The organism is Thiobacillus sp. (assembly GCF_024708915.1).
This window is the reverse complement of the sequence record NZ_JANJXQ010000241.1, coordinates 35,040-61,365: the sequence shown is the minus strand read 5'-3', so window position 1 is coordinate 61,365 and position 26,326 is coordinate 35,040. Positions and strand designations below refer to the sequence as shown.

27 protein-coding genes and 1 tRNA gene are annotated in these 26,326 nt (G+C 64.0%); 20 read left to right on the top strand and 8 right to left on the bottom strand.

The window, feature by feature from the left end:
* Together Q0L94_RS16725 and Q0L94_RS16720 are read right to left on the bottom strand one after the other, a co-directional pair.
* The coding region (locus Q0L94_RS16725) for a pyruvate/oxaloacetate carboxyltransferase (RefSeq protein ID WP_296755530.1) at nucleotides 1-1,551 on the bottom strand (1,551 nt) is incomplete at its 3' end.
* Between the two features lie 2 nt (nucleotides 1,552-1,553).
* The gene (locus Q0L94_RS16720) at nucleotides 1,554-2,972 is read right to left on the bottom strand and encodes an acetyl-CoA carboxylase biotin carboxylase subunit (RefSeq protein ID WP_296755528.1); all 1,419 of its coding nucleotides are present in this window, start codon (nucleotides 2,970-2,972) and stop codon (nucleotides 1,554-1,556) included.
* Nucleotides 2,973-3,163: 191 nt separating this feature from the next.
* On the opposite strand from Q0L94_RS16720, the gene Q0L94_RS16715 reads away from it, so the two are divergent.
* The 15 genes from Q0L94_RS16715 to Q0L94_RS16645 all read left to right on the top strand — a co-directional run bounded on the left by Q0L94_RS16715 (nucleotide 3,164) and on the right by Q0L94_RS16645 (nucleotide 15,177).
* Complete coding sequence (locus tag Q0L94_RS16715) at nucleotides 3,164-3,511, top strand: YceD family protein (protein ID WP_296755526.1); 348 nt, start codon at nucleotides 3,164-3,166, stop codon at nucleotides 3,509-3,511.
* Between the two features lie 30 nt (nucleotides 3,512-3,541).
* Entirely contained in the window at nucleotides 3,542-3,721 is a 180-nt protein-coding gene (rpmF, locus tag Q0L94_RS16710; protein WP_018078554.1) for a 50S ribosomal protein L32, read from the top strand.
* 73 nt (nucleotides 3,722-3,794) lie between these two features.
* The gene (plsX, locus tag Q0L94_RS16705) at nucleotides 3,795-4,814 is read left to right on the top strand and encodes a phosphate acyltransferase PlsX (RefSeq protein ID WP_296755522.1); all 1,020 of its coding nucleotides are present in this window, start codon (nucleotides 3,795-3,797) and stop codon (nucleotides 4,812-4,814) included.
* Nucleotides 4,811-5,770: a beta-ketoacyl-ACP synthase III gene (locus Q0L94_RS16700; RefSeq protein WP_296755519.1), complete on the top strand. Its 960-nt coding sequence runs from the start codon at nucleotides 4,811-4,813 to the stop codon at nucleotides 5,768-5,770. Before plsX ends, Q0L94_RS16700 begins: the two co-directional genes overlap by 4 nt.
* A 21-nt stretch (nucleotides 5,771-5,791) precedes the next feature.
* Entirely contained in the window at nucleotides 5,792-6,715 is a 924-nt protein-coding gene (fabD, locus tag Q0L94_RS16695; protein ID WP_296755518.1) for an ACP S-malonyltransferase, read from the top strand.
* 9 nt (nucleotides 6,716-6,724) lie between these two features.
* Nucleotides 6,725-7,495 carry a 3-oxoacyl-ACP reductase FabG gene (fabG, locus tag Q0L94_RS16690; protein ID WP_296755515.1) on the top strand — a complete coding sequence of 257 codons (771 nt, stop codon included), beginning with the start codon at nucleotides 6,725-6,727 and terminating at the stop codon, nucleotides 7,493-7,495.
* Between the two features lie 87 nt (nucleotides 7,496-7,582).
* On the top strand, nucleotides 7,583-7,816 hold the full coding sequence (acpP, locus tag Q0L94_RS16685; RefSeq protein ID WP_018078559.1) for an acyl carrier protein: 234 nt from the start codon (nucleotides 7,583-7,585) through the stop codon (nucleotides 7,814-7,816).
* Between the two features lie 145 nt (nucleotides 7,817-7,961).
* Nucleotides 7,962-9,194, top strand: coding sequence for a beta-ketoacyl-ACP synthase II (fabF, locus tag Q0L94_RS16680; protein WP_296755512.1), 1,233 nt, complete (start codon nucleotides 7,962-7,964; stop codon nucleotides 9,192-9,194).
* Entirely contained in the window at nucleotides 9,191-10,543 is a 1,353-nt protein-coding gene (locus tag Q0L94_RS16675; RefSeq protein WP_296755510.1) for an aminodeoxychorismate synthase component I, read from the top strand. Before fabF ends, Q0L94_RS16675 begins: the two co-directional genes overlap by 4 nt.
* Nucleotides 10,540-11,349 (top strand): aminodeoxychorismate lyase, encoded by an 810-nt coding sequence (gene pabC / locus Q0L94_RS16670; RefSeq protein ID WP_296755507.1) that lies wholly within the window; start codon nucleotides 10,540-10,542, stop codon nucleotides 11,347-11,349. The genes Q0L94_RS16675 and pabC overlap by 4 nt, the downstream gene beginning before the upstream one ends.
* Nucleotides 11,333-12,325 carry an endolytic transglycosylase MltG gene (gene mltG, locus Q0L94_RS16665; protein WP_296755505.1) on the top strand — a complete coding sequence of 331 codons (993 nt, stop codon included), beginning with the start codon at nucleotides 11,333-11,335 and terminating at the stop codon, nucleotides 12,323-12,325. Before pabC ends, mltG begins: the two co-directional genes overlap by 17 nt.
* Complete coding sequence (tmk, locus tag Q0L94_RS16660; RefSeq protein WP_296755503.1) at nucleotides 12,322-12,936, top strand: dTMP kinase; 615 nt, start codon at nucleotides 12,322-12,324, stop codon at nucleotides 12,934-12,936. Before mltG ends, tmk begins: the two co-directional genes overlap by 4 nt.
* Nucleotides 12,933-13,916, top strand: a complete 984-nt coding sequence (gene holB / locus Q0L94_RS16655; RefSeq protein WP_296755501.1) for a DNA polymerase III subunit delta' — start codon at nucleotides 12,933-12,935, stop codon at nucleotides 13,914-13,916. Before tmk ends, holB begins: the two co-directional genes overlap by 4 nt.
* A gap of 12 nt (nucleotides 13,917-13,928) precedes the next feature.
* Nucleotides 13,929-14,300 (top strand): PilZ domain-containing protein, encoded by a 372-nt coding sequence (locus Q0L94_RS16650; RefSeq protein ID WP_296755498.1) that lies wholly within the window; start codon nucleotides 13,929-13,931, stop codon nucleotides 14,298-14,300.
* A gap of 91 nt (nucleotides 14,301-14,391) precedes the next feature.
* Nucleotides 14,392-15,177, top strand: coding sequence for a TatD family hydrolase (locus Q0L94_RS16645; protein WP_296755496.1), 786 nt, complete (start codon nucleotides 14,392-14,394; stop codon nucleotides 15,175-15,177).
* A gap of 46 nt (nucleotides 15,178-15,223) precedes the next feature.
* Here the strand turns inward: Q0L94_RS16645 and Q0L94_RS16640 are convergent, their stop codons facing one another.
* The 4 genes from Q0L94_RS16640 to grpE all read right to left on the bottom strand — a co-directional run bounded on the left by Q0L94_RS16640 (nucleotide 15,224) and on the right by grpE (nucleotide 19,786).
* The gene (locus Q0L94_RS16640) at nucleotides 15,224-15,763 is read right to left on the bottom strand and encodes a DsrE family protein (protein WP_296755493.1); all 540 of its coding nucleotides are present in this window, start codon (nucleotides 15,761-15,763) and stop codon (nucleotides 15,224-15,226) included.
* A 287-nt stretch (nucleotides 15,764-16,050) separates the two neighbouring features.
* The gene (dnaJ, locus tag Q0L94_RS16635) at nucleotides 16,051-17,175 is read right to left on the bottom strand and encodes a molecular chaperone DnaJ (RefSeq protein WP_296755491.1); all 1,125 of its coding nucleotides are present in this window, start codon (nucleotides 17,173-17,175) and stop codon (nucleotides 16,051-16,053) included.
* Nucleotides 17,176-17,262: 87 nt separating this feature from the next.
* Nucleotides 17,263-19,179, bottom strand: a complete 1,917-nt coding sequence (gene dnaK / locus Q0L94_RS16630) for a molecular chaperone DnaK (protein WP_296755488.1) — start codon at nucleotides 19,177-19,179, stop codon at nucleotides 17,263-17,265.
* An 85-nt stretch (nucleotides 19,180-19,264) separates the two neighbouring features.
* A complete protein-coding gene (gene grpE / locus Q0L94_RS16625) occupies nucleotides 19,265-19,786 on the bottom strand; it encodes a nucleotide exchange factor GrpE (protein ID WP_296755486.1) in 522 nt (173 codons plus the stop codon).
* Between the two features lie 149 nt (nucleotides 19,787-19,935).
* Between grpE and Q0L94_RS16620 the strand changes: the two genes are divergently transcribed.
* Nucleotides 19,936-20,026, top strand: a tRNA-Ser gene (locus Q0L94_RS16620).
* Nucleotides 20,027-20,218: 192 nt separating this feature from the next.
* Here the strand turns inward: Q0L94_RS16620 and folE2 are convergent.
* Entirely contained in the window at nucleotides 20,219-20,998 is a 780-nt protein-coding gene (gene folE2, locus Q0L94_RS16615; RefSeq protein WP_296755535.1) for a GTP cyclohydrolase FolE2, read from the bottom strand.
* A gap of 99 nt (nucleotides 20,999-21,097) precedes the next feature.
* Complete coding sequence (locus Q0L94_RS16610; protein ID WP_296755483.1) at nucleotides 21,098-21,646, bottom strand: SCO family protein; 549 nt, start codon at nucleotides 21,644-21,646, stop codon at nucleotides 21,098-21,100.
* A gap of 307 nt (nucleotides 21,647-21,953) precedes the next feature.
* On the opposite strand from Q0L94_RS16610, the gene Q0L94_RS16605 reads away from it, so the two are divergent.
* Genes Q0L94_RS16605 through Q0L94_RS16590 form a run of 4 tightly spaced genes read left to right on the top strand, consistent with a single transcriptional unit; the run spans nucleotide 21,954 to nucleotide 26,325 of the window.
* A complete protein-coding gene (locus Q0L94_RS16605; RefSeq protein WP_296755481.1) occupies nucleotides 21,954-23,897 on the top strand; it encodes a sigma-54-dependent Fis family transcriptional regulator in 1,944 nt (647 codons plus the stop codon).
* 1 nt (nucleotide 23,898) lies between these two features.
* Complete coding sequence (locus Q0L94_RS16600) at nucleotides 23,899-24,399, top strand: 6-carboxytetrahydropterin synthase (RefSeq protein WP_296755478.1); 501 nt, start codon at nucleotides 23,899-23,901, stop codon at nucleotides 24,397-24,399.
* Nucleotides 24,392-24,949, top strand: a complete 558-nt coding sequence (locus Q0L94_RS16595; RefSeq protein ID WP_296755477.1) for a flavoprotein — start codon at nucleotides 24,392-24,394, stop codon at nucleotides 24,947-24,949. Before Q0L94_RS16600 ends, Q0L94_RS16595 begins: the two co-directional genes overlap by 8 nt.
* Nucleotides 24,925-26,325, top strand: a complete 1,401-nt coding sequence (locus Q0L94_RS16590) for a DUF6513 domain-containing protein (RefSeq protein WP_296755474.1) — start codon at nucleotides 24,925-24,927, stop codon at nucleotides 26,323-26,325. The genes Q0L94_RS16595 and Q0L94_RS16590 overlap by 25 nt, the downstream gene beginning before the upstream one ends.
* Nucleotide 26,326: the final 1 nt, after the last annotated feature.

Genomic DNA, 26,326 nt, shown 5'->3' with positions numbered 1-26,326 from the left:
CACGGCGACTTCGTTCAGCGGCTCGACCAGCACTTCTTCCGAGATGCCGTCCACCGACACGAAGTAGGGCCGTTGCGAGGCGTCGCTGCGGCCGCTGCCCGACAACTTGATGTGGTAGGTCTCGCCGTGCAGCGTGATCTTGAATTCGTCGGCTGCATAACGCGGCGCGCTGTCCTGTTGCGCGGCACCCGGCGGCGGCAGCGCTTCGGGCTTGAGGGTGCCCGCCGCGCGTTCCTGCAGCCAGGTCTTGCCGATTTCGGGGAACATGGCGTAGGTCAACACGTCCTCGTCCGACTTGGCCAGCCCCTCGATTTCGCCGCGCAGCTTGTCGAGCTCGTCGGCCAGCAGATCGGCCGGCCGGCAGGTGCTGACGTCGAGGTTGCCGATGGCTATTTTGCGTACTTCTTCGTTGATATGCCCGGGCGCCTTGCCATAGCGGCCCTGCAGGTAAAGCTTCACTTCGTTGGTGACCGATTTGTAGCGTGCGCCGGTGAGCACGTTCAACGCTGCCTGGGTGCCGACGATCTGCGAGGTGGGCGTGACCAGCGGCGGGTAGCCGAGATCTTCGCGCACATGTGGAATTTCTTCGAGCACGGCGTCCATCCTGTCGATCGCACCCTGCTCCTTCAATTGGTTGGCGAGGTTGGAAATCATCCCGCCCGGCACCTGGTTGATCAGCACGCGGGTGTCGGTGCCGGTGAAGGCCGACTCGAACTGCCAGTATTTCTTGCGCACCTCCTTGAAGTAGGCCGAAATTTCCTCGATCAGCGGCAGCGACAGGCCGGTGTCGTATTCGGTGCCGGCGAGCGCCGCGACCAGGCTTTGCGTGGTGGGGTGGCTGGCGCCTTCGGCAAACGCGCCGACGCAGGTGTCGATGATGCTGGCGCCGGCTTCCACCGCCTTCAGGTGCGTCATGTGCGCCAGGCCCGAGGTCGCATGGCTGTGCGTATGGATCGGCAGATGGGTCGCGGCGCGGATTGCCTGCACCAGTTCGAACGCGGTGTAGGGCGTGAGCAGGCCCGCCATGTCCTTGATCGCGATGGTGTCGCAGCCCATCTGCGCCAGACCCTTGGCCAGTTCGACGAAGTGGGGGATGTCGTGCACCGGGCTGGTGGTGTAGCAGATCGCGCCTTCGGCGTGCCTGCCGGCCGCCTTGACCGCTTCGATCGACACCTGCAGGTTGCGCAGGTCGTTCATCGCGTCGAACACGCGGAACACGTCGACCCCGTTGTCGGCGGATTTCTGCACGAAGGCGCGCACCACGTCGTCGGAGTAATTGCGGTAGCCGAGCAGGTTCTGCCCGCGCAACAGCATCTGGATGCGCGTGTTGGGCAGTACCTTTCTGAGCTTGCGCAGGCGCTCCCACGGATCTTCACGCAGAAAGCGCACGCAGGCGTCGAAGGTGGCGCCGCCCCAGGCTTCCAGCGACCAGAATCCGACCGCATCGAGTTTGCCGCAGATCGGCAGCATGTCGGCGGTCTGCATGCGGGTGGCGATGAGCGACTGGTGGCCGTCGCGCAGGACAAGATCGGTAACGAATACTTTGGTCATGTTTACAACCCTTGATGAGCGGCGATGGCGGCGGCGATGGCGGCGGCGATCACTTCCGGCGGTTTCTTTTCGGTGTACTGGGTGAGTTCCGGATGTTCGTCGACGAAGCCGGTGTTGAAGCGTCCGCTGCGGAACTCGGGGTTTTTCAGAATTTCCTGGTAATAGGGAATCGTTGTCTTCACGCCGTACACCAGCATGTCGTCGAGCGCACGGCGGCCGCGTTCGACGGTCGCTTCCCAGTTCAGATTCCACACCGAGAGCTTGGCGCACATCGAATCGAAATAGGGCGGAATCACGTAGTCGGTGTAAATCGCCGCGTCGACGCGCACGCCGGGGCCGCCCGGCGAATAATAGCGCGTGATGCGGCCGAGGCTGGGCAGGAATTCGTTTTTCGGGTCTTCGGCGTTGATGCGGAATTCGATCGCGTAGCCGCGATGCGCGATGTCTTCCTGCCTGTATTGCAGCGGCTTGCCGTCGGCGATGCGGATCTGCTCCTGCACGATGTCGACGCCGGTGATCGTCTCGGTGATCGGGTGTTCGACCTGCAGCCGGGTGTTCATTTCCATGAAATAGAACTGGTTGTCCTGGTCGAGCAGGAATTCCACCGTGCCGGCATTGACGTAGCCGACCGATTTGGCGGCGCGCACCGCCAGTTTGCCGATGTATTGCCGCTGCGCCTCGGTGAGCTGCGGGCTCGGCGCGATCTCGATCAGCTTCTGGTTGCGCCGCTGGATCGAGCAGTCGCGCTCGAACAGGTGAATCACGCTGCCCTGGGTGTCGCCGAGAATCTGCACCTCGATGTGCTTGGGCCGAACCACGCATTTTTCGACGAAGACTTCGGGCTTGCCGAAGGCCTTGCTGGCCTCCGACACCACGCGGTCGTAATTTTTCAGCAGTTCCTCTTCGCTGTCGCAGCGGCGGATGCCGCGCCCGCCGCCGCCATTGGTGGCCTTGAGCATCACCGGATAGCCGATCCGGTTGGCCAGCGTGCGCGCCTCCTCGACGTTCTCCAGATTGTGGTCCGAACCCGGCACCACCGGAATGCCGGCGGCGATCATGGCGTTGCGCGCCTGGATCTTGTCGCCCATGCGGCGGATCACCTCGGGCGAGGGGCCGATGAAGCGGATGCCGCGGCGCGCGCAGATGGTGGCCAGATCGGGGTTTTCGGAGAGGAAACCGTAGCCAGGGTGCAGCGCGTCGCAGCCTGACGCCGCCGCCAGGTTGACCAGCGTGTGCGCGTTCAGATAGCCGAGAATGGGATCCTTGCCGATATGGTAGGCCTCGTCGGCTTTCTTGACGTGCAGCGCGTGGCGGTCGGCATCCGTGTAGATGGCGACCGACTTGATACCCAGCTCGGCGCAGGCGCGCACGATGCGGACGGCGATCTCGCCGCGGTTGGCGACCAGTATTTTCTTAATCATGGCCACCGTTTCTTTGACAAAAATAACGCGAAATCATATCATTGCGGGCTAATGTTTAACCGGGTGCGTCATGTCGAGCCTGTGCGCGTTAACCCAGTACGCTGTTGATCGGGGGTGCCGTGCATCAGCCTGTTGAGGTCGATCCACGGCGTTTTTGCAGGGATTCGCAGTCGTGGGAAGCGCAGTCGGAGGTGTCTGCGTTTCCGCGTCTAGCCCGCGAATTTACGCAAGGCACGCTGTTCTGTCGAGTCGCCGGGCAGACGGATCAGCGCGGCGGCCTGTCCCTGCTGCTGGCGATACGCGGCGAAGTCGAGATGACGTGTCAGCGCTGCTTGGGCGGCATGCGGCATGCGGTGCAGATCGAACGCACGCTGCATCTGGCGCGCAACGAGGCCGAGCTGGAACGGCTGGATGCGCTGCCCGGCAGCGATGCGATTCCGGTTGGCGAGACGTTGGATCTCGTCGAACTGGTTGAGGATGAAGTGTTGTTGAGCCTGCCGTTGGCGGCCATGCACGCAGAAGGTGAATGCCCCGCCTGAGGGGTGAAACGAATTTTCAAGGAGTAGGAAATGGCTGTCCAGCAGAACAAGAAGTCCCCGTCCAAGCGCGGCATGCACCGTGCGCACGATTTTCTGACCAATCCGCCGCTGGCCGTCGAGCCGACCACGGGCGAAGCGCATCTGCGTCACCATATCAGCCCCAACGGCTTTTATCGTGGCCGCAAAGTCGTCAAGGCCAAAGGCGAATAATTCCGCCCCCGCGTGCCTCCGGCCATGATTGCCGTGGCCGGGGGTGTCCCGATCAGCCTACGCTTTCGGCTGCATGAGAAATATCACAGTCGCCATTGATGTCATGGGGGGCGATCACGGCCCCCATGTCACCGTCCCGGCGGCGATCCGCTGTCTTGCGCGTCATCCCGACCTGAACGTGATTCTGGTCGGGCCGCAGGACATCGTCGCCGCCGAACTCAAGGCGCGCCGTGCCAAGACCGGGCCGCGCCTCATCGTGCGCCACGCCAGCCAGGTGGTGGCGATGGACGAGGCGCCCGCGCTGGCGCTGCGCGGCAAAAAAGACTCCTCGATGCGGGTGGCCATCGATCTCGTCAAATCCGGCGAGGCCGACGCCTGCGTGTCGGCAGGCAACACCGGTGCGCTGATGGCGACCGCGCGCTTCGTCCTGAAAACCCTGCCCGGCATCGACCGTCCCGCGATCGCCGCCGTGATGCCGACGATCAGCGGTCACGCGCTGGTGCTGGATATGGGCGCCAACGTCGACTGCAGCGCCGAGCATCTGCTGCAGTTCGGCATCATGGGCGCGATGCTGGTGTCGGCGGTGGAGCACAAGCCGAACCCGAGCGTGGGCCTGCTCAACATCGGCGAGGAAGACATCAAGGGCAACGAGATGGTGAAACGTGCCGCCGAACTGCTGCGCGACAGCCACCTGAATTTCTACGGCAATGTCGAAGGCAACGACATCTTCAAGGGAACCACCGACGTGGTGGTGTGCGACGGCTTCGTCGGCAACGTGACCCTGAAAGCGTCCGAAGGGCTCGCCAAGATGATAGTCACCACGTTGCGCGCCGAATTCAAGCGCAACTGGCTGACCCGCATCGCCGGTCTGCTCGCCTTGCCGGTGCTGAATGCCTTCAAGCGCCGTCTCGATCCGCGCCGCTACAACGGTGCCACGCTGCTGGGGCTCAAGGGCGTGGTGGTGAAAAGCCATGGCTCGGCCGACCGCCTTGCATTCGAGCATGCGATCGAGACTGCCAGCGAAGAAGTCCGCAACAATGTGCTGAAGCGCATCACAGACCAGATTCAACTTATGCAACGGGTGGCTGCTTGACCTATTCCCGCATTCTCGGCACCGGCAGTTATCTGCCGGCGCGCATCCTCACCAACGCCGATCTCGAAAAACTGGTCGAGACGAACGACCAGTGGATCGTCGAACGCACCGGCATCCGCGAGCGCCATATCGCCGCCGAGGGCGAATTCACCAGCGATCTTGCCGCCCAGGCTGCGCGTGCCGCGCTCGAAGCGGCCGGGTTGGCGCCCGACGACATCGACCTGCTGCTGGTCGCCACCACCACGCCCGACCTGGTGTTTCCCAGCACCGCCTGCATCGTGCAGTCCAAGCTCGGCATGACCAACGGCCGCCCGGCGTTCGACCTGCAGGCGGTGTGCAGCGGTTTCGTCTATGCCTTGAGCGTGGCCGACCAGTTCATCAAGACCGGCGCGGCCAAACGCGTGCTGGTGATCGGCGCCGAAACCCTGTCGCGCATCACCGACTGGAACGACCGCAGCAACTGCATCCTGTGGGGCGACGGCGCGGGCGCGGTGGTGCTGGGCGCGTCCGCCGAACCCGGCATCGTCGCCACCCACATCCACGCCGACGGCCGCCACAAGGAATTGCTGCGCACCACCAGCGGCACCTCGACCGGCATGAAGGAACCTGCGCTGATGCGGATGGAAGGCAACGCCGTGTTCAAGATGGCGGTCAACACGCTCGACCGCATCGTCGACGAGACGCTGGAAGCCAACGGTTTGCAGAAGTCCGACATCGACTGGCTGGTGCCGCATCAGGCCAATATCCGCATCATCTCCGCCACCGCGAAAAAGCTCGGCATGAGCATGGACCATGTCGTCACCACCGTTGCCGGGCACGGCAATACCTCGGCCGCCTCGGTGCCGCTGGCGTTCGACGTGGCGGTGCGCGACGGCCGCATCCAGCGTGGCCAGACCGTGCTGATGGAGGCCTTCGGGGGCGGTTTCACCTGGGGCTCGGCGCTCCTCAAGTATTAAGTATTAAAAGAAAATATTCCTATGAAACTGGCTTTTGTATTCCCCGGGCAGGGCTCGCAATCGGTCGGCATGATGCAGGGCTGGGGCGAGCGCGCCGAAGTGCGCGCCACCTTCAGCGAAGCGTCCGACGCGCTCGGCCAGAATCTGTGGATGCTGGTGGCCGACGGCCCGGTCGAACTGCTCAATCAGACCGTCAATACCCAGCCGGCGATGCTGGCAGCGGATGTCGCTGTCTGGCGCGTGTGGCAGGCAGCGGGCGGCGCAAGCCCGGCCTTGCTGGCGGGACACAGCCTGGGCGAATACGCGGCGTTGGTGGCGGCCGGATCTTTGGATTTTGCCGATGCCATCAAACTGGTACGCTTCCGCGCCGAGGCGATGCAGGCGGCGGTACCCGAAGGCGTCGGCGCGATGGCGGCGATTCTGGGACTGGACGACGATGCCGTGCGTGCGGTGTGCAATGAGGCGGCTGCAGGCGAGGTGGCCGAAGCGGTGAATCTCAATTCTCCCGGGCAGGTGGTCATTGCGGGCAACAAGGCCGCGGTCGAGCGCGCCATGGCGCTGGCGAAAGAGAAGGGCGCCAAGCGTGCGCTGCCGCTGCCGGTCAGCGTGCCGTCGCATTCCTCGCTGATGCTGCCGGCGGCGGAAAAACTGCGCGCGCACCTGCAGGACATCGAAATCAAGACGCCGGCGGTGCGTGTGCTGCACAACACCGACGTGCAGAGCCACACCGAACCCGACGCGATCCGCGCCGCGCTGGCGAAGCAGCTGCACACCCCGGTGCGCTGGGCCGAAACCGTGCGGGCGCTGAAAGCCGCCGGCATCGAACGCGTGATCGAATGCGGCCCCGGCAAGGTGCTGGCAGGCCTCAACAAGCGCATCGACGACAGCCTGCCCGCTATGGCGCTGGTGGACGAAGCCAGCCTGCAGGCCGCGCTCAATCAATAAGGAGACACCATGCTGCAAGGACACCTCGCGCAAGGCGCGAATCTTGATGGGCAAGTGGCCCTCGTGACGGGCGCCAGCCGCGGAATCGGCCAGGCGATCGCGCTGGCGCTCGGTCAGGCAGGGGCTATCGTGGTCGGCACCGCCACCAGCGACAAGGGTGCACAGGCGATCGGCGATTACCTCGCCGCCGCTGGCGTCAAAGGCAGCGGCATGAAGCTCGACGTCACCGACGCCGCCGAGGTCGACGCCGTGATCGCCGCGATCGAGAAGGATTTCGGCGCCATCGGCATCCTGGTCAACAACGCCGGCATCACCCGCGACAACCTGCTGATGCGGATGAAGGACGAGGAATGGGACGCCATTCTGGCGACCAACCTGACCTCGGTGTTCCGCCTGTCGCGCGCGGTGCTGCGCGCGATGATGAAGGCGCGCAGCGGCCGCATCATCAGCATCGCCTCGGTGGTGGGCGCGATGGGCAACGCCGGGCAGACCAACTACAGCGCGGCCAAGGCCGGCATCATGGGCTTCACCAAGTCGCTGGCACGCGAAGTCGGTAGCCGCAACATCACCGTCAACTGCGTGGCGCCGGGCTTCATCGACACCGACATGACGCGCGCGCTGCCGGACGCCCAGCGGCAGGCGCTGCTGGCGCACATCCCGCTGGGCAGGCTGGGCGCTGCGGAAGACATTGCGCAGGCCGTCGCTTTCCTGGCCTCGCCTGCTGCCGGCTATATATCGGGCACCACCCTGCATGTCAACGGCGGTATGTACATGGCGTAACCGTCACGGAAAGTTTGGTAAAATCGCCGGGCTTCATTTTTCCGGGTCTCAATTTCATTGGGGCCCTTTTTCAAGAGAGGATCAGTAATGGATAACGTACAGCGTGTAATTAAGGTCGTCGCCGAGCAACTGGGCGTCAACGAGGCGGACATCAAGAACGAGTCTTCCTTCGTCGGCGACCTGGGCGCCGACTCGCTCGATACGGTTGAATTGGTGATGGCGCTGGAAGAAGAGTTCGGCTGCGAAATCCCCGACGAAGACGCGGAAAAGATCACCACCGTCCAGCAGGCGATCGATTACGTCAACAGCCATTCAAGCTGACCGTCACCCGGCTATCGAGGCGGCCCGGCCATGCGCGAAGCTGCGCGCGCGTTCAATGCCTGCTGGCCGTCCGATAGTGTGCTTTTCAATGCTCAATGATTCGGCGTACACCGTGTCGTGCCGGATCGATAAAAAGGACTGACTTTTGTCCAAACGTCGCGTCGTCGTAACCGGCCTGGGGATCGTATCTCCGGTCGGCAACACCATACCGGAAGCCTGGGATAACCTGGTCGCCGGCCGTAGCGGAATCGCCCGGATCACCCGTTTCGATCCAACGCCCTTCGCCTCCCAGATGGCAGGCGAGGTCAAAAATTTCGAGGTTGAGCAATACCTCAACCCGAAAGAGGCGCGCCGCATGGATGTCTTCATCCAGTTTGGCATGGCCGCCGGCATCCAGGCGATCCGCGATTCGGGCATCGAGGTCACCGAAGCCAATGCCGAACGCATCGGTATCAACATCGGCTCCGGTATCGGCGGCCTGCCGCTGATCGAGGAGACCCACAGCCTGCTGATGGAATCGGGGCCACGCAAGATATCCCCCTTCTTCATTCCGGGTTCCATCATCAACATGATTTCCGGCAACCTTTCGATCCTGTATGGAGTGAAGGGTCCCAACCTGTCGGTCGTCACCGCCTGTACCACCGGCCTGCACGCGATTGGCCTGTCCGCCCGCATGATCGAGCATGGCGATGCGGACGTGATGATCGCCGGCGGCGCCGAGTGTGCGACTTCGCCGCTGGGCGTGGGCGGTTTCGCGTCGGCACGCGCGCTGTCCACCCGCAACGACGATCCGGCCACCGCCAGCCGCCCGTGGGACAAGGATCGCGACGGTTTCGTCCTGGGCGAGGGCGCCGGCGTGCTGGTGCTCGAGGAATACGAGCACGCCAAGGCGCGCGGCGCCAGAATCTACGCCGAAGTGGCGGGCTTCGGCATGAGCGGCGACGCCTACCACATGACGGCGCCGAGCACCGACGGCCCCAGGCGTGCGATGCTGAACGCGATGCGCGACGCCGGGGTGAATCCCGACCAGATCGACTACATCAACGCACACGGCACCTCGACGCCGCTGGGCGACAAGAACGAAACCGATGCGATCAAGCTGGCGCTGGGCGATGCCGCCTACAAACTGGTGGTCAACTCGACCAAGTCGATGACCGGCCACCTGCTGGGCGGTGCCGGCGGCGTCGAGTCGGTGTTCAGCGTGCTGGCGGTGCACCACCAGGTGTCGCCTCCCACCATCAACATCTTTTCGCAAGACCCGGAATGCGACCTCGATTACTGCGCCAACACCGCGCGTGATATGAAGATCGACTTCGCGCTGAAGAACAACTTCGGGTTCGGCGGCACCAACGGCTCGCTGGTTTTCAAGCGCGTTTGACTGTCGCTGCGGATCGCCCGAGCACGCCCGAAACCCGGGAATGGCCGTTACAGCCCGACCAACTGCGGCCTGATCTGGCTGGGCTTCAGGCGTCCGATCCGCAGCGTTACCCCGGCCTGTTCCTGAGCAGCGGCGACACCGGCTGGGACGTGCTGTTTGCGTTTCCGCAGGAGGTCGTGCGGATTGCCTCAGCCGGTGGGTTGCGCGCGTTGCAGGCGCATCCGGCGATGCAGTTGCGGCCCGGCCCCGGGCAGGAAGACCACGGGCTGCCTTTCAGCGGCGGCTGGCTGTGCGCGTTTGCGTATGAACTGGGCGGCCTGTTCGAACCCAGCGTGGGGCAGGTCGAGGATGAGGCCGATTTCCCCCTTGCCTGGCTGTTGCGCATTCCCGCGGCGATCCTGTTCGACCGCGCGAACCGGCGCTGCGTCCTGATGGCTGAGGTCGGGCAGACTGAACTGCTCGACGGCATGCAGCGCGATCTGGCCGCGCTGCCGCCGCCCATCGCGGCGCTGCCCGAATTGCAGGCCCTGCATGAAGACGCACCCGACGCGTTCGTTGCCGGCGTTGCGCGTATCCAGGATTACATTCGCGCGGGCGACGTGTTCCAGGTCAATCTGTCGCGCGGCTGGCAGGCCGAATTCGCCGCACCGGTTTCCGCGGCATCGCTGTTCGCCCGGTTGATGCAGCGTAATCCGGCGCCGTTTTCGGCGCTGCTGCAGATGGATGAATGGGCGATCGTGAGCTCGTCGCCCGAACGGCTGGTTCGCCTCGGCCGCGACGGAATGCTGCAAACCCGGCCGATTGCCGGCACGCATCCGAGAAGCGTGGATGCGGCGGAGGACGCCGCACTGCGCGCGCGCCTGCAGGCGCATCCCAAGGAGCGCGCCGAACACGTCATGCTGGTCGATCTGGAACGCAACGACCTCGGACGGGTGTGCGATGCGGGCAGCGTGAAAGTGCCGGCGCTGATGGATATCGCCAGCTACCGCCACGTACATCACATCGAATCGACCGTCTGCGGACAACTGCGCACCGGCACGCGCGTGGTCGACGCCTTGCGCGCGATGTTTCCCGGCGGCACCATTACCGGCTGTCCCAAGGTACGCACCATGCAGATCATTCGTGAACTCGAACGGACGCCGCGGCGCAGCTACACCGGCAGCCTCGGCTACATCAACCGCGACGGCAGCTTCGATTTCAATATCCTGATCCGCAGCTTCCTGCTGCGCGACCGCGAATTGAGTTTCCGCGCCGGTGCCGGCATCGTGGCCGATTCGATGGCTGCACGCGAGCTCGATGAAACGCGCGCCAAGGCATGCGGTCTGTTGCACGCGCTGGGGGCCGCATGATACTCGTCAACGGCCATCCGACTGATGCCGTGGATGCGCGAGACCGCGGCCTGGCCTACGGCGACGGCGTATTCCGCACCTTGCGCATGCACGCCGGCCAGCCGCTATGGTGGCGCGATCATTACGCCAAGCTGGCGGCCGATTGTGCGGCGTTGATGCTGGATTGCCCTGACGAGGCCGGCTTGCGCGCCGAGGTTTGCCGGGTGGCCGCGGCCGCGGAAGGCGTGACCAAGATCATCCTCACCCGCGGCGTCGGCGCGCGCGGCTATGCGCCGCCGCAAGGGCAGGCCGCCACCCGCATCGTGCTGTCTGCGCCCCTGCCTGCCCATGCGCAGACCGATGCGCCGGACGACGTCGTTGCGCGCTGGTGCACGCTGCGTCTGGCGCGCCAGCCGCGGCTGGCGGGGATCAAGCATCTGAACCGGCTGGAGAACGTGCTGGCGCGGGCCGAGTGGGATGACCCGGCGATTGCGGAGGGACTGCTGTGCGACGACACCGGCGCAGTGATCGGCGGCGTAATGAGCAATCTTCTGGCGGTGAAGGACGGCGAACTGCATACCCCGGATGTGAGCGAATGCGGGGTGGCCGGCGTTGCCAGGACGCGCCTGCTGCGCGCCGCGGCACGCCGCGGCATCCCTGTCCATGTCGGCCGTTTGATGCCAGCCGCTATACTCGCTGCCGATGAAGTGATGATCTGCAACAGCGTCATCGGCGTGCGCCGCGTGGCCCGTCTGGATGATTCGACCTGGTCGCCGGCGGGCTGGACCGGTATTCTGAAAACGGCCTTGTATGAAGACGTGGATTAAGCGATTGGCCCTGCTTGCCGGCCTGACTGCACTGGCGGGGGCAGGCGGGCTGGCATGGTATGCCAACCAGCCTTTGCGTATCGAGCCGTTGCCGAAAACCATCAACGTGGCGCCCGGCACCCATTTGCGGAGCCTGAGCGCGATGCTCGAACGCGAAGGTGTGATCGGCAATGCGCAGGTATTCTGGCTGCTCGGGCGCGTGCTGGACAAGGCCGGCACGCTCAAGGTGGGGGTGTATGTGCTCGACCGGCCGCTCACACCGCTGGAGTTGTATGCCAAGATTCAGCGCGGCGAAGTATCGCAGGCGATCGTGCAGTTCATCGAAGGCTGGAACTGGCGCGAGGTGCGCGCCGCGCTTGCCGCGCAGCCGCTGCTGAAGAACGACAGCGCAGGCATGAGCGATGCCGAGTTGCTGCAGGCGATCGGCGCGCAAGAACGCCATCCGGAAGGCCTGCTGTTTCCCGACACCTATTTCTACGCGCCGCATACCTCCGACCTCGGCGTGTTGCGCCGCGCCTACCGCCTGCAACACGAAAAACTCCTGGCCGCCTGGGAAACCCGCGCTCCCGGCCTGCCTTACCGCACGCCGTATGAAGCGCTCATCATGGCGTCGATCGTGGAAAAAGAGACCGGCGCGGCATACGAGCGCCCGCAGATCGCCGGCGTGTTCCTCAACCGGCTGCGGCTGGGGATGCGCCTGCAGACCGATCCCACCGTGATCTACGGGCTGGGCGAACGCTTCGACGGCAACCTGCGCAAGGTCGACCTGCAGACCGATACGCCGTACAACACCTACACCCGCGCCGGACTGCCGCCGACGCCGATTGCGATGCCGAGCGCGGCGGCGATCCAGGCCGCGCTCAACCCCGCGAAGACCGATGCGCTGTATTTCGTGTCGCGCGGCGACGGCACCCATGTATTTTCCAGCAACCTCGAGGCGCACAACCGCGCCGTCAACCGCTACCAACGACGATGAGCACGCCCGGCAAATTCATCACCCTCGAAGGCGTCGACGGCGCCGGCAAAAGCACCCACCTGGGATTTGTCGCCGACTGGCTGCGTCAGCAGGGCAGGGACGTGGTGGTCACCCGCGAGCCGGGCGGCACGCCGCTGGGCGAAACCCTGCGCGAGCTGCTGCTGCATCGCGAGATGGATGCCGATACCGAGCTGTTGCTGATGTTCGCCGCGCGCCAGGAGCACCTGGCCGGATTGATCCGGCCGGCGCTGGCGCGCGGTGCGTGGGTGGTGTCCGACCGTTTCACCGATGCCAGCTATGCCTATCAGTGCGGTGGGCGCGGCATCGCGGTCGAACGCATCGCTGCGCTCGAAGCCTGGGTGCAGCGCGGCTTTGCGCCCGATCTCACGCTGCTGTTCGACGTTCCGCCGGAGGTGGCGGAGGCGCGCCGTTCGGCTGCGCGCAGCGCCGACCGTTTCGAGCGCGAGGCCGACAGCTTCTTCAGCCGCGTGCGCAATGCCTATCTCGACCGCGCGCATGCCGAGCCGGCGCGCATTCGCGTGCTCGATGCGCGCCACGGTATCGCCGAGTTGCAGTCGGAAATCGGCCGGCTGCTGCGGGAGTTGGCGTGAGCGCACCGTATCCCTGGCTGGCGACGGCGTGGCAGCGCCTGCTGGCGACCCGCGGGCGCCCGGCACAGGCCTTGCTGCTGGCCGGTCCGCGCGGAGTGGGCAAGGGCGCGCTGGCGCTGGCGTGGGCGCGGGCCTTGCTGTGCGAGGCCCCGTTGCCGGATGGTGCGGCATGCGGCGGCTGTCCGGCCTGCCATTGGTTCGACAGCGGCACGCATCCGGATTTTCGCCTGCTCACCCTGCAGGAAAAAACCGGCAAGGAAGGCGAAACCAGAATGGCCACCGCCATCGAGGTCGAGCAGGCGCGCGAAGCGGTCGATTTCGTTCAGCTATCCACGTATCGCGCGGGCTTGCGCGTGGTGCTGGTCAATCCGGCGGACAGCCTCAATCTGGCGGCGGCCAACGCCCTGTTAAAGGTGCTCGAGGAGCCGCCGTTAAATACAGTGTTCGTGCTGGTGTCGGATCAGCCCCGGCGCCTGTTGCCGACCATCCGCAGCCGCTGCACCCGGCTGGACCTCGGGCTGCCGGCGACTGAAATCGCGATGCAGTGGCTGGCCGGCCAGCAGCTGGAAGATGCGGCGACCTTGCTGGCTTTGTCCGGCGGGGCGCCGCTGGATGCGTTGAACTGGGCCGGGGGAGTCGAACTGGATGAGCGGCGCAGCGTACTGGAAGGCCTGGCGCACCCCGCGCAACTCGACCCGGTGACACAGGGCGAACGCTGGAAGGCCGTCAAGCCGCAGACCTGGCATGCCGTGGTGTATAAGTGGCTGGGCGATTTGCTGGCGGTCAAGTTGCAGGGCAGCGTGCAGTTCAACCGCGATTTTTCCGATGTATTGATGCGTCTGGGGGCGCAGGCCGATCTGGGGAAGCTGCTGGCGCTTGCCAGAATGCAGGCGAACGAAGGCAGGATACTCGCCCATCCGCTGAATCGGGCGGTGCAGCTGCAAGCCTGGCTGATTCGGTACCGGCACCTATTTGATTGAAGAGAGTCGACCATGAAAACAGTAGCCAATGACCTGGCAGGACAAGTACGCCCCGGCGTGCTTTCGCTGTCGATCAAGGAGAAGTCCGCCTTGTTTGCGGCGTATATGCCCTTTATCAAGGGCGGCGGGCTGTTCATTCCCACCAACAAAAGCTACAAGATGGGCGAGGAGGTCTTCATGCTGCTGACCCTGATGGAAGACCCCGCCAAGCTGCCGGTATCGGGCAAGGTGGTGTGGGTGACGCCCGCCGGCGCCCATGGTAGCCGCACCCAGGGCGTCGGGGTGCAGTTTGCGCCGAACGAAAGCGGCAAGGCGGCACAAAACAAGATTGAAGGTTTGCTCGGCGGTTCGTTAAAATCGGCGCGTCCCACTCACACCATGTAGGGCAGGTGCAAGATCCAAGTGACAAGAGCGGCGCTCACGCGCCTTCAAGAACTTGTACCTTGTACCTTGTGCCTTGAATCTTGTACCTGAAATGTTTGTCGATTCCCACTGCCACATCAATTTCCCCGACCTCGCCGGCAAGCTGCCCGAGATATTCGACCTCATGGCGGCCAACCAGGTCAGCCATGCGCTGTGTATCGGCGTGGAACTGGAAAAATTCCCGGAAATCCGCGCGCTCGCCGAGGCGCATCCGAATGTGTACGCCTCGGTCGGCGTGCACCCCGACCACGAAGACTGCACCGAGCCGACGGTGGAGGAACTGGTTGCGCTGGCCGATCACCCCAGAGTGGTGGCGATCGGCGAGACCGGGCTGGATTATTTCAGGTTGAGCGGCGACCTCGAATGGCAGCGCGAGCGTTTTCGCACCCATATCCGCGCGGCGCGGGCCTGTCGTAAACCTTTGGTCATCCACACCCGCGCCGCGGCCGACGACACCCTGCGCATCATGCGCGAGGAGCGGGCGGGCGAGGCGGGCGGAGTGATGCACTGCTTCACCGAAAGCCTGGCGGTGGCGGAAGCCGCCATCGAACTGGGGTTTTACATTTCGTTTTCCGGTATCGTCACTTTCAAGAATGCCGCTGCGCTGCGCGAGGTGGCCGCGGCCATCCCGCTGGGGCGCATGCTGATCGAGACCGACGCGCCGTACCTGGCGCCGGTGCCGCACCGCGGGCAGACCAACCAGCCGGGCTTCGTCAAGCACGTCGCGGAAGCGATCGCGCACATCAAGGGCCTGTCCGTGGAAGAAGTGGGCCATGCGACCTCGCGCAATTTCTTCCGCCTGTTCGACATCGCACCGGGGCAGGCGCCGACCGCCTGAAACGGCGGGCAGCGATGAAGCAGCCGTCAGGCGGTTTTTTTACGGCTTATTTCCTGAGCCCCGGCTGGTCGAGATAGCGCGCATCCCTGACCGGCAGCGGGGTCGGGTTGACGGACTGGTTGATGATCTCGTAGCCCTTGCCCATCCAGTAGACCAGCTCGGGAAAACCGCCCGCCGCCGCCACCGTGATGAAGCCGTGCACGTCCTCGGCCTGGAATCCGGCGGCCTTCATGGCATTGCCGCACATCCTGAACTCCACGCCATCCTTCGCCAGAGCGGCCATCTTGTCGACGATGTCCTGGTACTGCAGGTAGTTCTCCTTGGCGAAGGCGCGCAACTCGGGGCCGCGCGTGAGCACCACCAGCTTGCCCTTGGTGGCCTTCTGCATGTTTTTGACGTAGTTGTACAGGCCGTGGAGCTGTTGCGGTTCGGCATAGTTGACGTCGAACAAGACGTCGGTTGCCAGCGTCTCGCGTAGGTCGACCTTGGCGGTTCCATAGGGTGCAAACTCCGCGGCGAGCACGGGTTGCGCCGAAGCGGCGGCGATTGCGGCAACGAGACCGATGTACGGCAGATACCGTTTCATCAATATTTCTCCTCTCTACGTTCAGATGTTGCGATGTGCGCGTTTGCGGATGCCATGCGGGCATGGTAATTCAGGATGGAGCGGGCCATGCAGCGGTCTGGTCAGAAAAGACCGGGGCAAAAAGAACCAGCATGCTTCGAGACCGATGCGGCTTTGCTAAGGCCGGTTCGTTCATGGAACGACGGGGGGCAGAAGCGGTGGGGTGCGGCGTTGCCCGTCTTGAGGACTGCGCGACGAGCCCGGCAGGTAGCCTGCGTTCGTCGCGAGTCGGGTGAATACGCTTTGATCTACTGACTGAAGAAAGACTTCACCTTGTCCATGAACGACTGCGCGCGCGGATTGTTGTTGCGTCCGGGGCTTAGCGCCTCGAACTCGCGCAGCAATTCGCGCTGACGCTCGGACAGGTTCACCGGCGTCTCCACCAGCATGTGGCACAGGAGATCGCCCGGCGCGTGGCTGCGCACCCCCTTGATGCCCTTGCCGCGCAGGCGGAACACCTTGCCCGACTGCGTTTCAGCCGGAATCTTGATCTTGGCGTGGCCGTCCAGGGTGGGGATTTCCAGCTCACCGCCGAGCGCGGCGGTGGCAAAGCTGATCGGCATCTCGCAATGCAGGTCGTCGCCGTCGCGCTTGAAAACCGGGTGGTCCTTGAGGTGGATCACCACATAGAGGTCGCCCGGCGGACCGCCGTTGACGCCAGCTTCGCCTTCGCCGGCCAGACGGATGCGGTCGCCGTTGTCGACCCCGGCGGGAATCTTGACCGACAGCGTCTTGTGTTTCTTGACGCGGCCTTCGCCATGGCAGGCGGTGCAGGGGTCGGCCACCATCTTGCCGGTGCCGCTGCAGCGCGGACAGGTCTGCTGCACCGAGAAAAAGCCTTGCTGGATGCGGACCTGGCCGTGGCCGCCGCAGGTGGTGCAGGTGGTCGGCTGGGTGCCGGGCTTGGCGCCGCTGCCGTGGCACACGCCGCATTCTTCCAGGGTCGGAATGCGGATCTTGGTTTCGGTGCCGTGTGCGGCTTCTTCCAGCCCGATTTCCAGGTTGTAGCGCAGATCGGCGCCGCGATACACGCGGTCGCGGCGGCTGCCGCCGCCACCGCCGCCGCCGCCAAAAATATCGCCGAAGATGTCCGAGAAGGCATCGGAGAATCCGCCGCCGCCGAAGCCGCCGCCCATGCCGCCCTGCTGGTCGACCCCGGCGTGGCCGAACTGGTCGTACGCGGCGCGCTTGTCCGAGTCGGACAGGATTTCATAAGCCAGCTTGGCTTCCTTGAATTTCTCCTCCGCGCCCTTGTCGTCCGGGTTGCGGTCGGGATGGTGCTTCATGGCCAGCTTGCGGTAGGCCTTCTTGATTTCTTCGTCCGAGGCGTTCTTGGTGACGCCGAGGACTTCGTAGTAGTCGCGTTTTGACATGGGTGAGGGGTGAGGGGTTAGGAGTGAGGGGGAACAACAGCGGGGCGAGGCGCAAGGCTTGATGCCTCACGCCTCACCCCTCACGCCTTACTTGTCTTTCACTTCTTCAAACTCGGCGTCGACCACGTTGTCGTCCGCAGCACCGGCGGCGCCACTGGCAGCCTCACCCGGCTGCTCCTTGGCCTGCTCGGCTTTGTACATCTGCTCGGCAAGCTTGTGCGAGGCGGTGGCGAGCGCATTGGTCTTGGCTTCGATGGCGTCCTTGTCGTTTTCGCGCACGACGTCTTCCGTCTCCTTCAATGCGGCTTCGATCGCTGCCTTTTCGTCGGCCGTGACCTTGTCACCGTATTCGGCCAGCGATTTCTTCACCGAATGGATCATGCTGTCCGCCGCGTTGCGCGCGGTGGCCAGTTCGAGCGCCTTGTGGTCCTCGACAGCATTGGCTTCGGCGTCCTTCACCATGCGCTGGATTTCTTCCTCGGAAAGACCGGAGCTGGCCTGGATGCGGATGGTGTTTTCCTTGCCGGTGGCCTTGTCCTTGGCCGATACGTGCAGGATGCCGTTGGCGTCGATGTCGAAGGTGACCTCGATCTGCGGCATGCCGCGTGGCGCGGGCGGAATGTCCGACAGGTTGAACTGGCCGAGGCTCTTGTTGCCGGAGGCGATTTCGCGCTCACCCTGCAGCACGTGCACCGTCACCGCGCTCTGGTTGTCGTCGGCGGTGGAGAACACCTGCGAAGCCTTGGTCGGGATCGTGGTGTTCTTCGGGATCAGCTTGGTCATCACGCCGCCCAGGGTTTCGATGCCCAGGGAGAGGGGGGTGACGTCGAGCAGCAGCACGTCCTTCACTTCGCCCTTCAGCACGCCGCCCTGGATCGCGGCGCCCACCGCCACCGCCTCGTCCGGGTTGACGTCGCGGCGCGGCTCCTTGCCGAAGAAGTCCTTCACCACGTCCATCACCTTGGGCATGCGGGTCTGGCCGCCGACCAGGATGACGTCGTCGATCTGCGAGGTGGTGAGGCCGGCGTCCTTCAGCGCCATCTTGCACGGCTCGACGGTGCGCGCGATCAATTCTTCGACCAGGCTTTCGAGCTTGGCGCGGGTGATCTTCACCGCCAGGTGCTTGGGACCGGAGGCGTCCGCCGTGATGTAGGGCAGGTTGACTTCGGTCTGCTGGCCGGAAGACAGCTCGATCTTGGCCTTTTCCGCGGCTTCCTTCAGGCGCTGCAGCGCGAGCACGTCCTTCTTCAGGTCGACGCCCTGTTCCTTCTTGAATTCCTCGGCGATATAGTCGATCAGGCGCTGGTCGAAGTCCTCGCCGCCGAGGAAGGTGTCGCCGTTGGTCGACAGCACTTCGAACTGATGCTCGCCGTCCATCTCGGCAATTTCAATAATCGAGATGTCGAAGGTGCCGCCGCCCAGGTCGTACACCGCGATCTTGCGGTCGCCTTCCTTCTTGTCCATGCCGAAGGCGAGCGCGGCCGCGGTCGGCTCGTTGATGATGCGCTTGACGTCCAGGCCGGCGATGCGGCCGGCGTCCTTGGTGGCCTGGCGCTGGCTGTCATTGAAGTAGGCCGGCACGGTGATGACGGCTTCGGTCACTTCCTCGCCCAGATAGTCCTCGGCGGTCTTCTTCATCTTGCGCAGGGTCTCGGCCGACACCTGCTGCGCGGCCATTTTCTTGTCGCGCACTTCAACCCAGGCGTCGCCGTTGTCGGCCTTGACGATCTTGTAGGGCATCAGGCCGATGTCCTTCTGCACTTCCTTCTCTTCAAAGCGGCGGCCGATCAGGCGTTTCACCGCGAACAGGGTGTTCTTCGGGTTGGTTACCGCCTGGCGCTTGGCCGGGGCGCCGACCAGGATTTCACCGTCTTCGGTGTAGGCGACGACCGACGGCGTGGTGCGCGCGCCTTCGGCGTTTTCGATCACTTTAGGCGTGCCGTTTTCCATCACCGCCACGCAGGAGTTGGTGGTGCCGAGGTCAATGCCAATAATGCGTCCCATGATGCGTTCCTTCTAAAAGAGTTTTAATTGGTTTGAATGTGGGGGGGGGGGCGCCCATTTCAAGGCGGAGGCCAGCCGGGCCGGCTCAATCCTTGCCTTTGGCCACCATCACCAGTGCCGGCCGCAGGGTGCGCTCGTGCAGGCGGTAGCCTTTCTGCAGCACGGTGACGACCGTATTGGCGGGCTGCTCGGACTCGACCACCTGGATCGCTTGATGCAGATGCGGGTCGAACTTCTCACCCATCGGATCAATGTCGTGCAAGTTGAACTTTCCAAATACCGCAACCAGCTGCTTCAGGGTCAACTCGACGCCGTCCTTCATGTTCTCCACGCTGGGCGAGTCGGCCGCCAGCGCCGCTTCCAGGCTGTCCTTCACCGCCAGCAGCTCGCCGGCGAAGTTTTCCACCGCGAACTTGCGTGCCTTGTCGACGTCTTCCGCCGCGCGGCGGCGCATGTTTTCGGTCTCCGCCTTGGCGCGCAGCCAGGCGTCGTGATGCTCGGCTGCCTGCAGCTCGGCTGCCTTCAGCAGCTCTTCCAGGCTGGGCATGATTTCCTTGGCGGGATGGCTTTCGGCCGCTTCCGCGTTGATTTTGATGTCGTCCTGCATATCGGCTCCCAATTGTCCTCGCAGGTAAATGGGGCCGAACCCTGCGGATTCAATAGGGCGCAGCATTTTTTCATCGCTGCGGTCCGCGCGAGGCGCGGCGCATGTCGATTTGCTGCGCGTGGGGGCTTCCGGTATGATGCGCGGCTCCCGGAGAGGTGGATGAGCGGTTTAAGTCGCACGCCTGGAAAGCGTGTTCAGGATAATATCCTGACGGGGGTTCGAATCCCCCCCTCTCCGCCATTTGCCAGGCGCCAGCGTATTTCTGCTTTCAGAATACGGATGCCGACGTCGAATGGCAGGCCGTGGCGCCATGCCGACGACATTGCTGTCGCTGCTCCAGCATCTTCCTCCAGACTTCCCGTCCGGGCCTGTATCAGACGTCCAGCTTCCAGGTCGGGACGTATACCTGTCCGCCCGGGCCGCCGCGCGGTTTCAGGCTGCAGCCTTGTTGCGTTCGATCAAGGCATAAGCCGAGTGGTTGTGGATGGACTCGAAGTTCTCCGACTCGACTACGTACGAATCGATGCGCCTGTCCGCATCCAGCGCCGCCGCCACATCGCGCACCATGTCTTCGACGAATTTGGGATTGTCGTAGGCGCGTTCGGTGACGTACTTCTCGTCCGGCCGCTTGAGCAGGCCGTAGAGCTGGCTCGACGCGTTGTCTTCGGCGACGCGGACGACGTCCTCGATCCAGATGAAACTGTTGGCGCGCACCGTCAGGGTCACGTGCGAACGCTGGTTGTGTGCGCCGTAGCGCGAAATCTGCTTGGAGCATGGACACAGGCTGGTGACCGGAACGGCGACCTTCATGGTCTGAAGGTAGTGCCCGTCGCGGATTTCGCCGATGAAAGTCACGTCGTAATCGAGCAGGCTCTCGACCCCCGATACCGGTGCCTTCTTGTTGATGAAGTAGGGAAAACTCATTTCGACGTGGCCGGAACGGGCTTCCAGCCGTTTCACCATCTGGCGCAGCATGTGTTCGAAGGACGCCACCGATATTTCCCGCTCGTAGCCATTGAGGATTTCGAGGAAGCGGGACATGTGGGTGCCCTTGAAGTGATGCGGCAGATGCACGTACATATTGAACAGGGCGATGGTGTGCTGCACGCCGCCGGTCTTGTCCAGGACTTTGACGGGATGGCGGACGGCCTTGATGCCGACCTTGTCGATGGCGATCCGGCGCGCGTCGGGGGTGTTCTGGACATCGGGCATGGAAGCGGCCGTGCTGCCCGGGCGCGCGGCGGGGCAGGGCAGTTCGGTTTCGCAGACGGTATCGCAAGTAATCATGGGCGGCTTTCTATGAACGGGCCATTACGGCAGGAATCTGGAAACCTGTTTCAGCACTTCCGGTCCGGGCGTGCCGTAGGGAATGATTTTCACCAGCTTGCCGCCGGTGTCGATCAGGTAGGTGTTGACCGTGTGATCGACGGTGTAGCTCGATCCGGTCGGCACGTAGCGGAACTGGGCGCCGTACTGAGCGGCCACCTTGTGCAGTTCCTGCTCGCTACCGGTCAGGGCCAGGATTTCCCCGCCGAAGTGCCTGATGTAGGGGTCGAGCACGTCCGGGGTGTCGCGCTGCGGGTCGACGCTGATGAAAATGGGCTGCACCAGGCGGCGTTTCTCGGGCGGCAACTGAGCAAGCAGTTGCTGGAACTGGAGCAATTCCGCGGGACACATCTCCGGGCAATAGGTAAAGCCGAAATACAGCAGCACGACTTTGCCCCGCAGGGACGACAGCGAAACCGGCTCTCCCTTGGTCGTGTGCAGCGTGAAATCGCCCCCCAGTGTCGTTGTCGCCCATGACGGGCCAGCCAGACACAAGGCAAACCAGAGCAGTGAAATACGCAGAGCCACCGACATGTCGTTCCTTGTACGGAATGAAGATGGGGGGTATCAAGCAGAAGACATGCCATATCGGGATGCCGGTGCCGCAGCCGGGGTTGCCGTACCCGAAAACAAGCAATCACCGGCGTTGCCATGCGAGGTGTACCGATTCCGGGACAGTCTGTCTCGCATCTTTCGCCAGTTCGAGTACTATTAAAGAGATCAAGGTGGGGAGCCTTTACCTGCTGCGCCTTAAAAAACAATAAACATTCAGAGCCGTTTTAATGGCTGGGCGTGGATATTGCTTTATATGAGGATCGAAGCGATGGAGAGGCAAGAAATCTTGGAACATGCCCGTCAGGTGAACGCGGTGGTGGGATTGGGTGGCGCGATAGAACCGGTGGAAGTGGGGCCGGCGATTGCGCGCTCATGGAACCGATGCGCCCACGATTTCGGCCTTGATCCGGTAAAGGATGAGCCGATCGTGATTCTCGATAATCACGAACTCAAGGAACGCCAGGGGCCGCTGGAGCCCTTGCGTGTCATTGCCAAGGGAGAAATGGCGACGCTTTACCAGCAGTTGGCGGGTTCCGGTTTCTCGGTGCTGCTGACTGACCGTGAAGGCGTAGTGCTGGACTTTCTGGGCGACCCGACATTCAGCAAGACCGCCGCCGAGTGCGGCATGGTGGAAGGCGCCCTGTGGGGCGAGCGCCACCAGGGAACCAACGGCATGGGTACCTGCGCCATCGAGCAGCGTCCGATCCTGGTCCACCACAATGAACATTTTCTGACGCGCAACATCGGCCTGACCTGTTCGGCCGCGCCCATTTTCGATTCCGAAGGCGGCCTGCTCGCAGTGCTGGATGCCTCCAGTTTCTCCCACATGGCGCAGCAGCACACGCTGGTGCTGGTCAACATGTCGGCGCAGATCATCGAGAACCGCGCATTCCTGTGTCGCTTCCGCAACCAGTATGCGCTCCGCTTCCATAGCCGCCCGGAACTCATCGGTACGCTGTGGGAGGGTGTCCTGGCGCTGGACGAGGAGGGCAGCATCCTCGCCGCCAACCGCAGCGCACTGTTCCAGTTAGGCTACAAGAAGCCGGTCGACATGGTCGGCCTGCAGTTGCGCGACCTGTTCAATACCGGCATGTCCGCGTTGATCGGCCACAAGAACCTGAGCTGGCTCAACCCGGTTCCGCTCTACGAAGCCCGTCAGGGCAATCGTTTCTTCGGCCTGATGCGCCCGCCGGAACACCAGGGCCCGTCCGCGGCTGCGCCCGCGCGCCGTGCCGCGCCTGCGATCACGGTTCCGGGCAACCCCAAGATCATGCGCCTGGAGGAACTGCAGTTCGGCGATCCGACCATGGAATACAACGTGCGCTGTGCCAAACGCGTGCAGGACCACGACATCCCCATCCTGCTGTACGGCGAGACCGGTACCGGCAAGGAAATCTTTGCCCAGGCGATCCATTACGAGCACGCGGGCGCAAACCGGCCTTTCGTCGCCGTGAACTGCGCGTCGATTCCGGAAACCCTGATCGAAAGCGAGTTGTTCGGCTACAAGTCGGGTGCTTTCACCGGAGCCAACCGGGAAGGGCGGCGCGGCAAGATACTCCAGGCCAATGGCGGCACACTGTTCCTGGACGAGATCGGCGATATGCCGATCATGTTGCAGGCCCGCCTGCTGCGCGTACTGGAAGAGCGCGAGGTCATCCCGCTGGGCGGGGAAGTCCCGATCAAGGTGGATATCAAGCTGATCAGCGCCACCCACCGCAACCTCAAGGAACTGGTTGCCGAGGGCCGTTTCCGCGAAGACCTGTATTACCGCCTGCAAGGCATCGCCCTGACCCTGCCGCCGCTGCGCGAGCGCCAGGACAAACGCGATCTGATCCGCCACGTCCTTGCCATGGAATGCGGCACCCGGGAAGAGGCGGTCCTCAGCGAGGGGGCGCTGCGCCAGCTGGAGGCCTATTCCTGGCCGGGCAATATCCGGCAGTTGCGCAACGTCTTGCGCACCGCGCTGGCGATGCGCGAGGGCAGGGAAATCACGGCCTACGATCTGCTTGATGAAATCAGCCGGCTGACGCCGGGTACGCAGCCCGCGGAATGCATCACGGAGGCGGCGCCGCTGTCGTCCCTGGAAACGGCGGAACGCGACGCCATCCTGCACAACCTGGAGAAGTTCCGCTGGAACGTCACGCTGGCTGCCCGCCATCTCGGCATCAGCCGCAACACCCTGTACCGCAAGATGAAAAATCTCAATATCCGCATCAACAAGGAGGAATGAATTGCCGTCCGCGCCTTTCGTCACCTGGGTCGAGCCTGCCGACCTGGGCTTCAACTCCGCCCACTTCATTACCTATGGCAGCGTGTGCGAAAACCTGCACGGCCACAACTTCCATGCCCGGGTGGCCGCCCACGGCGGCGACAGCGGCGAAGGCTATGTGCTGGATTTCGTCGCCCTGACCCGTCTGGCCCGCGGCATCTGCCAGGAACTCTCCGACCGCGTCATTCTGCCCGGTACCAGCCCGGTGGTGAAGCTGGCCGAAGAGGACGGCCTGATCAAGGCGGAAAGTTTCGGCAAACGCTTCTGGGTGGAAAAGGAAGGCTGCATCGTGCTGCCCATCGCCAACGTCACGGCGGAACTGCTCGCTTTCCACATTGGCGAGCGGCTGGTGGACGCCCTGCGCCGCGAGAATCTGACGACCGGCGTACAACTGCTGGAAATCGGTGTCGAGGAGGCCGACCGCCAGTGGGGGATATCACGCCACCGGCCGCGTCATGACTGAACCGAAAATACCCCGCATCGCCTGGGGGCTGACCGGCTCCGGCCACTATCTACGCGAATGCCTGGAGCTGATCGACCATCTGCCGGATGTGGATATATTCGTGACCCGGGCCGCCGTCGAGGTGTTGAGCATGTACGGCATCCCGCTCGAATCGCTGCGCGCGAAATACCGCGTCTACCAGGATCACACCGCCAGCAGCGTGCCGGTGGGCTTTCTCTACAGCGGCCACTACCATACGCTGATCATCGGCCCGGCCACCTCAAACACCGTGGCCAAGTGTGTTGCCGGCATTTCCGACACGCTGGTCACCAACCTTTACGCGCAGGCCGGCAAGTGCCGCATCCCCAGCATCGTGTTTGCCTGCGACACCGAGCCGACCGTGATTACCGAGGCACCCGACCGTACCGTGATGGTCTACCCGCGCCCCATCGATCTTGAGTGCACGCGGCACCTGAAGGGTTTTCCCGACACCATCGTGGCGGAGGACGTCGCCGCACTCAAGGCGGCCATCGAGCAGCGCCTGGCATGCCTGAACATATCCTTTTCCTGACCGGCCGCCTGGCCGAGTCGCAGCTCAGGCGCGTGCTCGGCGACCTGGGCGATGCCGGCTTCACCTGGGAGGTGCAGGTGCTGGGCGTGCAGGTGGCGGCGCTGATGACCACCGACATGATCCATCGCCGCCTCACCGACACCGGCCGGGCCGATCGCATCATGCTGCCCGGACGCTGCCGCGGCGACCTGGCCGCACTGTCCGCGCATTTCGGCATCCCCGTCGAACGTGGGCCCGACGAACTCATGGATATCCCCGAGTTTTTTGGCCGCAAGCGCCGCGCGCCGGATCTCTCGCGCCACGACGTCGTTTTGTTCGCCGAGTTGGTGGACACACCGCGCATGGGCATCGAGGCCATTCTGGCCCAGGCCGCCGCCTACGCCGCCGACGGCGCCGACGTGATCGACGTCGGCTGCCTGCCGCAGACGCCGTTCCCGCATCTGGAAGAGACCGTACGCGCGCTCAAGGCCGCCGGCCACCGGGTCAGCGTGGATTCGCTGGATGCCGATGAACTGCTGCGCGGCGGCCGCGCCGGCGCCGATTACCTGTTGTCGCTCAGTTCCGCTACCTTGCACCTGGCCGACGAGGTTGCCTCCATTCCGGTGTTGATCCCTGCCCGCCATGGCGACCTCGACGACCTGGTCGGCGCCATGCAACAACTGGAGGCGCGCGGCAAGCCTTATCTTGCCGATCCCATTCTCGACCCGTTGCCATTCGGTTTTGCGTCGTCGCTGGCGCGCTACCACGAACTGCGCCGGCGCATGCCACAGGCGGAGATCCTCATGGGCACCGGCAACGTCTCCGAACTGACCGACGCCGACACCGCCGGCATCCATGCCCTGCTGCTGGGGATCATGGCCGAGCTCGACATCCGGGCCCTGCTCACCACCCAGGTCAGCCCCCATTGCAAAAGCGCGGTGCGGGAGATCGATGCCGCCCGGCGCATCATGTTCGCCGCCCGGGAGGCGCAAAGCCTGCCCCGCGACTTTTCCGACGACCTCCTGGGGCTGCGCCACCGCAAGCCGTTTCCCTATGGCGCGGACGAGATCGCCGCCATGGCCGGAGCGGTGAAGGACCCCAGCTTCCGCATCCAGATCAGCCAGGCGGGCATGCACATATACAACCGCGACGGCCTGCATACCGCCACCGATCCGTTCCAGCTCTGGCCGCATCTCAAGCTGGAACACGACGGCGGCCACGCCTTCTATCTGGGCGTCGAGCTCGCCCGTGCCCAGATCGCCTGGCAGCTCGGCAAGCGCTATAGCCAGGACGAGCAGCTGGCCTGGGGCTGCATGCAGCCGCGCCCGCCCGAAGACCTGAACCAGCAGTGCGCCCCTGGCCCGACCCGCACCGATACAACGAGAGAATTGTCGTGAG

Coding starts and splice junctions, on each gene's coding strand:
- Q0L94_RS16720 (WP_296755528.1), bottom strand. CDS start 2,972: ATGATTAAGAAAATACTGGTCGCCAACCGCGGCGAGATCGCCGTCCGC.
- rpmF (WP_018078554.1), top strand. CDS start 3,542: ATGGCTGTCCAGCAGAACAAGAAGTCCCCGTCCAAGCGCGGCATGCAC.
- plsX (WP_296755522.1), top strand. CDS start 3,795: ATGAGAAATATCACAGTCGCCATTGATGTCATGGGGGGCGATCACGGC.
- fabD (WP_296755518.1), top strand. CDS start 5,792: ATGAAACTGGCTTTTGTATTCCCCGGGCAGGGCTCGCAATCGGTCGGC.
- fabG (WP_296755515.1), top strand. CDS start 6,725: ATGCTGCAAGGACACCTCGCGCAAGGCGCGAATCTTGATGGGCAAGTG.
- acpP (WP_018078559.1), top strand. CDS start 7,583: ATGGATAACGTACAGCGTGTAATTAAGGTCGTCGCCGAGCAACTGGGC.
- pabC (WP_296755507.1), top strand. CDS start 10,540: ATGATACTCGTCAACGGCCATCCGACTGATGCCGTGGATGCGCGAGAC.
- mltG (WP_296755505.1), top strand. CDS start 11,333: ATGAAGACGTGGATTAAGCGATTGGCCCTGCTTGCCGGCCTGACTGCA.
- tmk (WP_296755503.1), top strand. CDS start 12,322: ATGAGCACGCCCGGCAAATTCATCACCCTCGAAGGCGTCGACGGCGCC.
- Q0L94_RS16650 (WP_296755498.1), top strand. CDS start 13,929: ATGAAAACAGTAGCCAATGACCTGGCAGGACAAGTACGCCCCGGCGTG.
- Q0L94_RS16645 (WP_296755496.1), top strand. CDS start 14,392: ATGTTTGTCGATTCCCACTGCCACATCAATTTCCCCGACCTCGCCGGC.
- Q0L94_RS16640 (WP_296755493.1), bottom strand. CDS start 15,763: ATGAAACGGTATCTGCCGTACATCGGTCTCGTTGCCGCAATCGCCGCC.
- dnaJ (WP_296755491.1), bottom strand. CDS start 17,175: ATGTCAAAACGCGACTACTACGAAGTCCTCGGCGTCACCAAGAACGCC.
- dnaK (WP_296755488.1), bottom strand. CDS start 19,179: ATGGGACGCATTATTGGCATTGACCTCGGCACCACCAACTCCTGCGTG.
- grpE (WP_296755486.1), bottom strand. CDS start 19,786: ATGCAGGACGACATCAAAATCAACGCGGAAGCGGCCGAAAGCCATCCC.
- folE2 (WP_296755535.1), bottom strand. CDS start 20,998: ATGCCCGATGTCCAGAACACCCCCGACGCGCGCCGGATCGCCATCGAC.
- Q0L94_RS16610 (WP_296755483.1), bottom strand. CDS start 21,646: ATGTCGGTGGCTCTGCGTATTTCACTGCTCTGGTTTGCCTTGTGTCTG.
- Q0L94_RS16595 (WP_296755477.1), top strand. CDS start 24,392: ATGACTGAACCGAAAATACCCCGCATCGCCTGGGGGCTGACCGGCTCC.
- Q0L94_RS16590 (WP_296755474.1), top strand. CDS start 24,925: ATGCCTGAACATATCCTTTTCCTGACCGGCCGCCTGGCCGAGTCGCAG.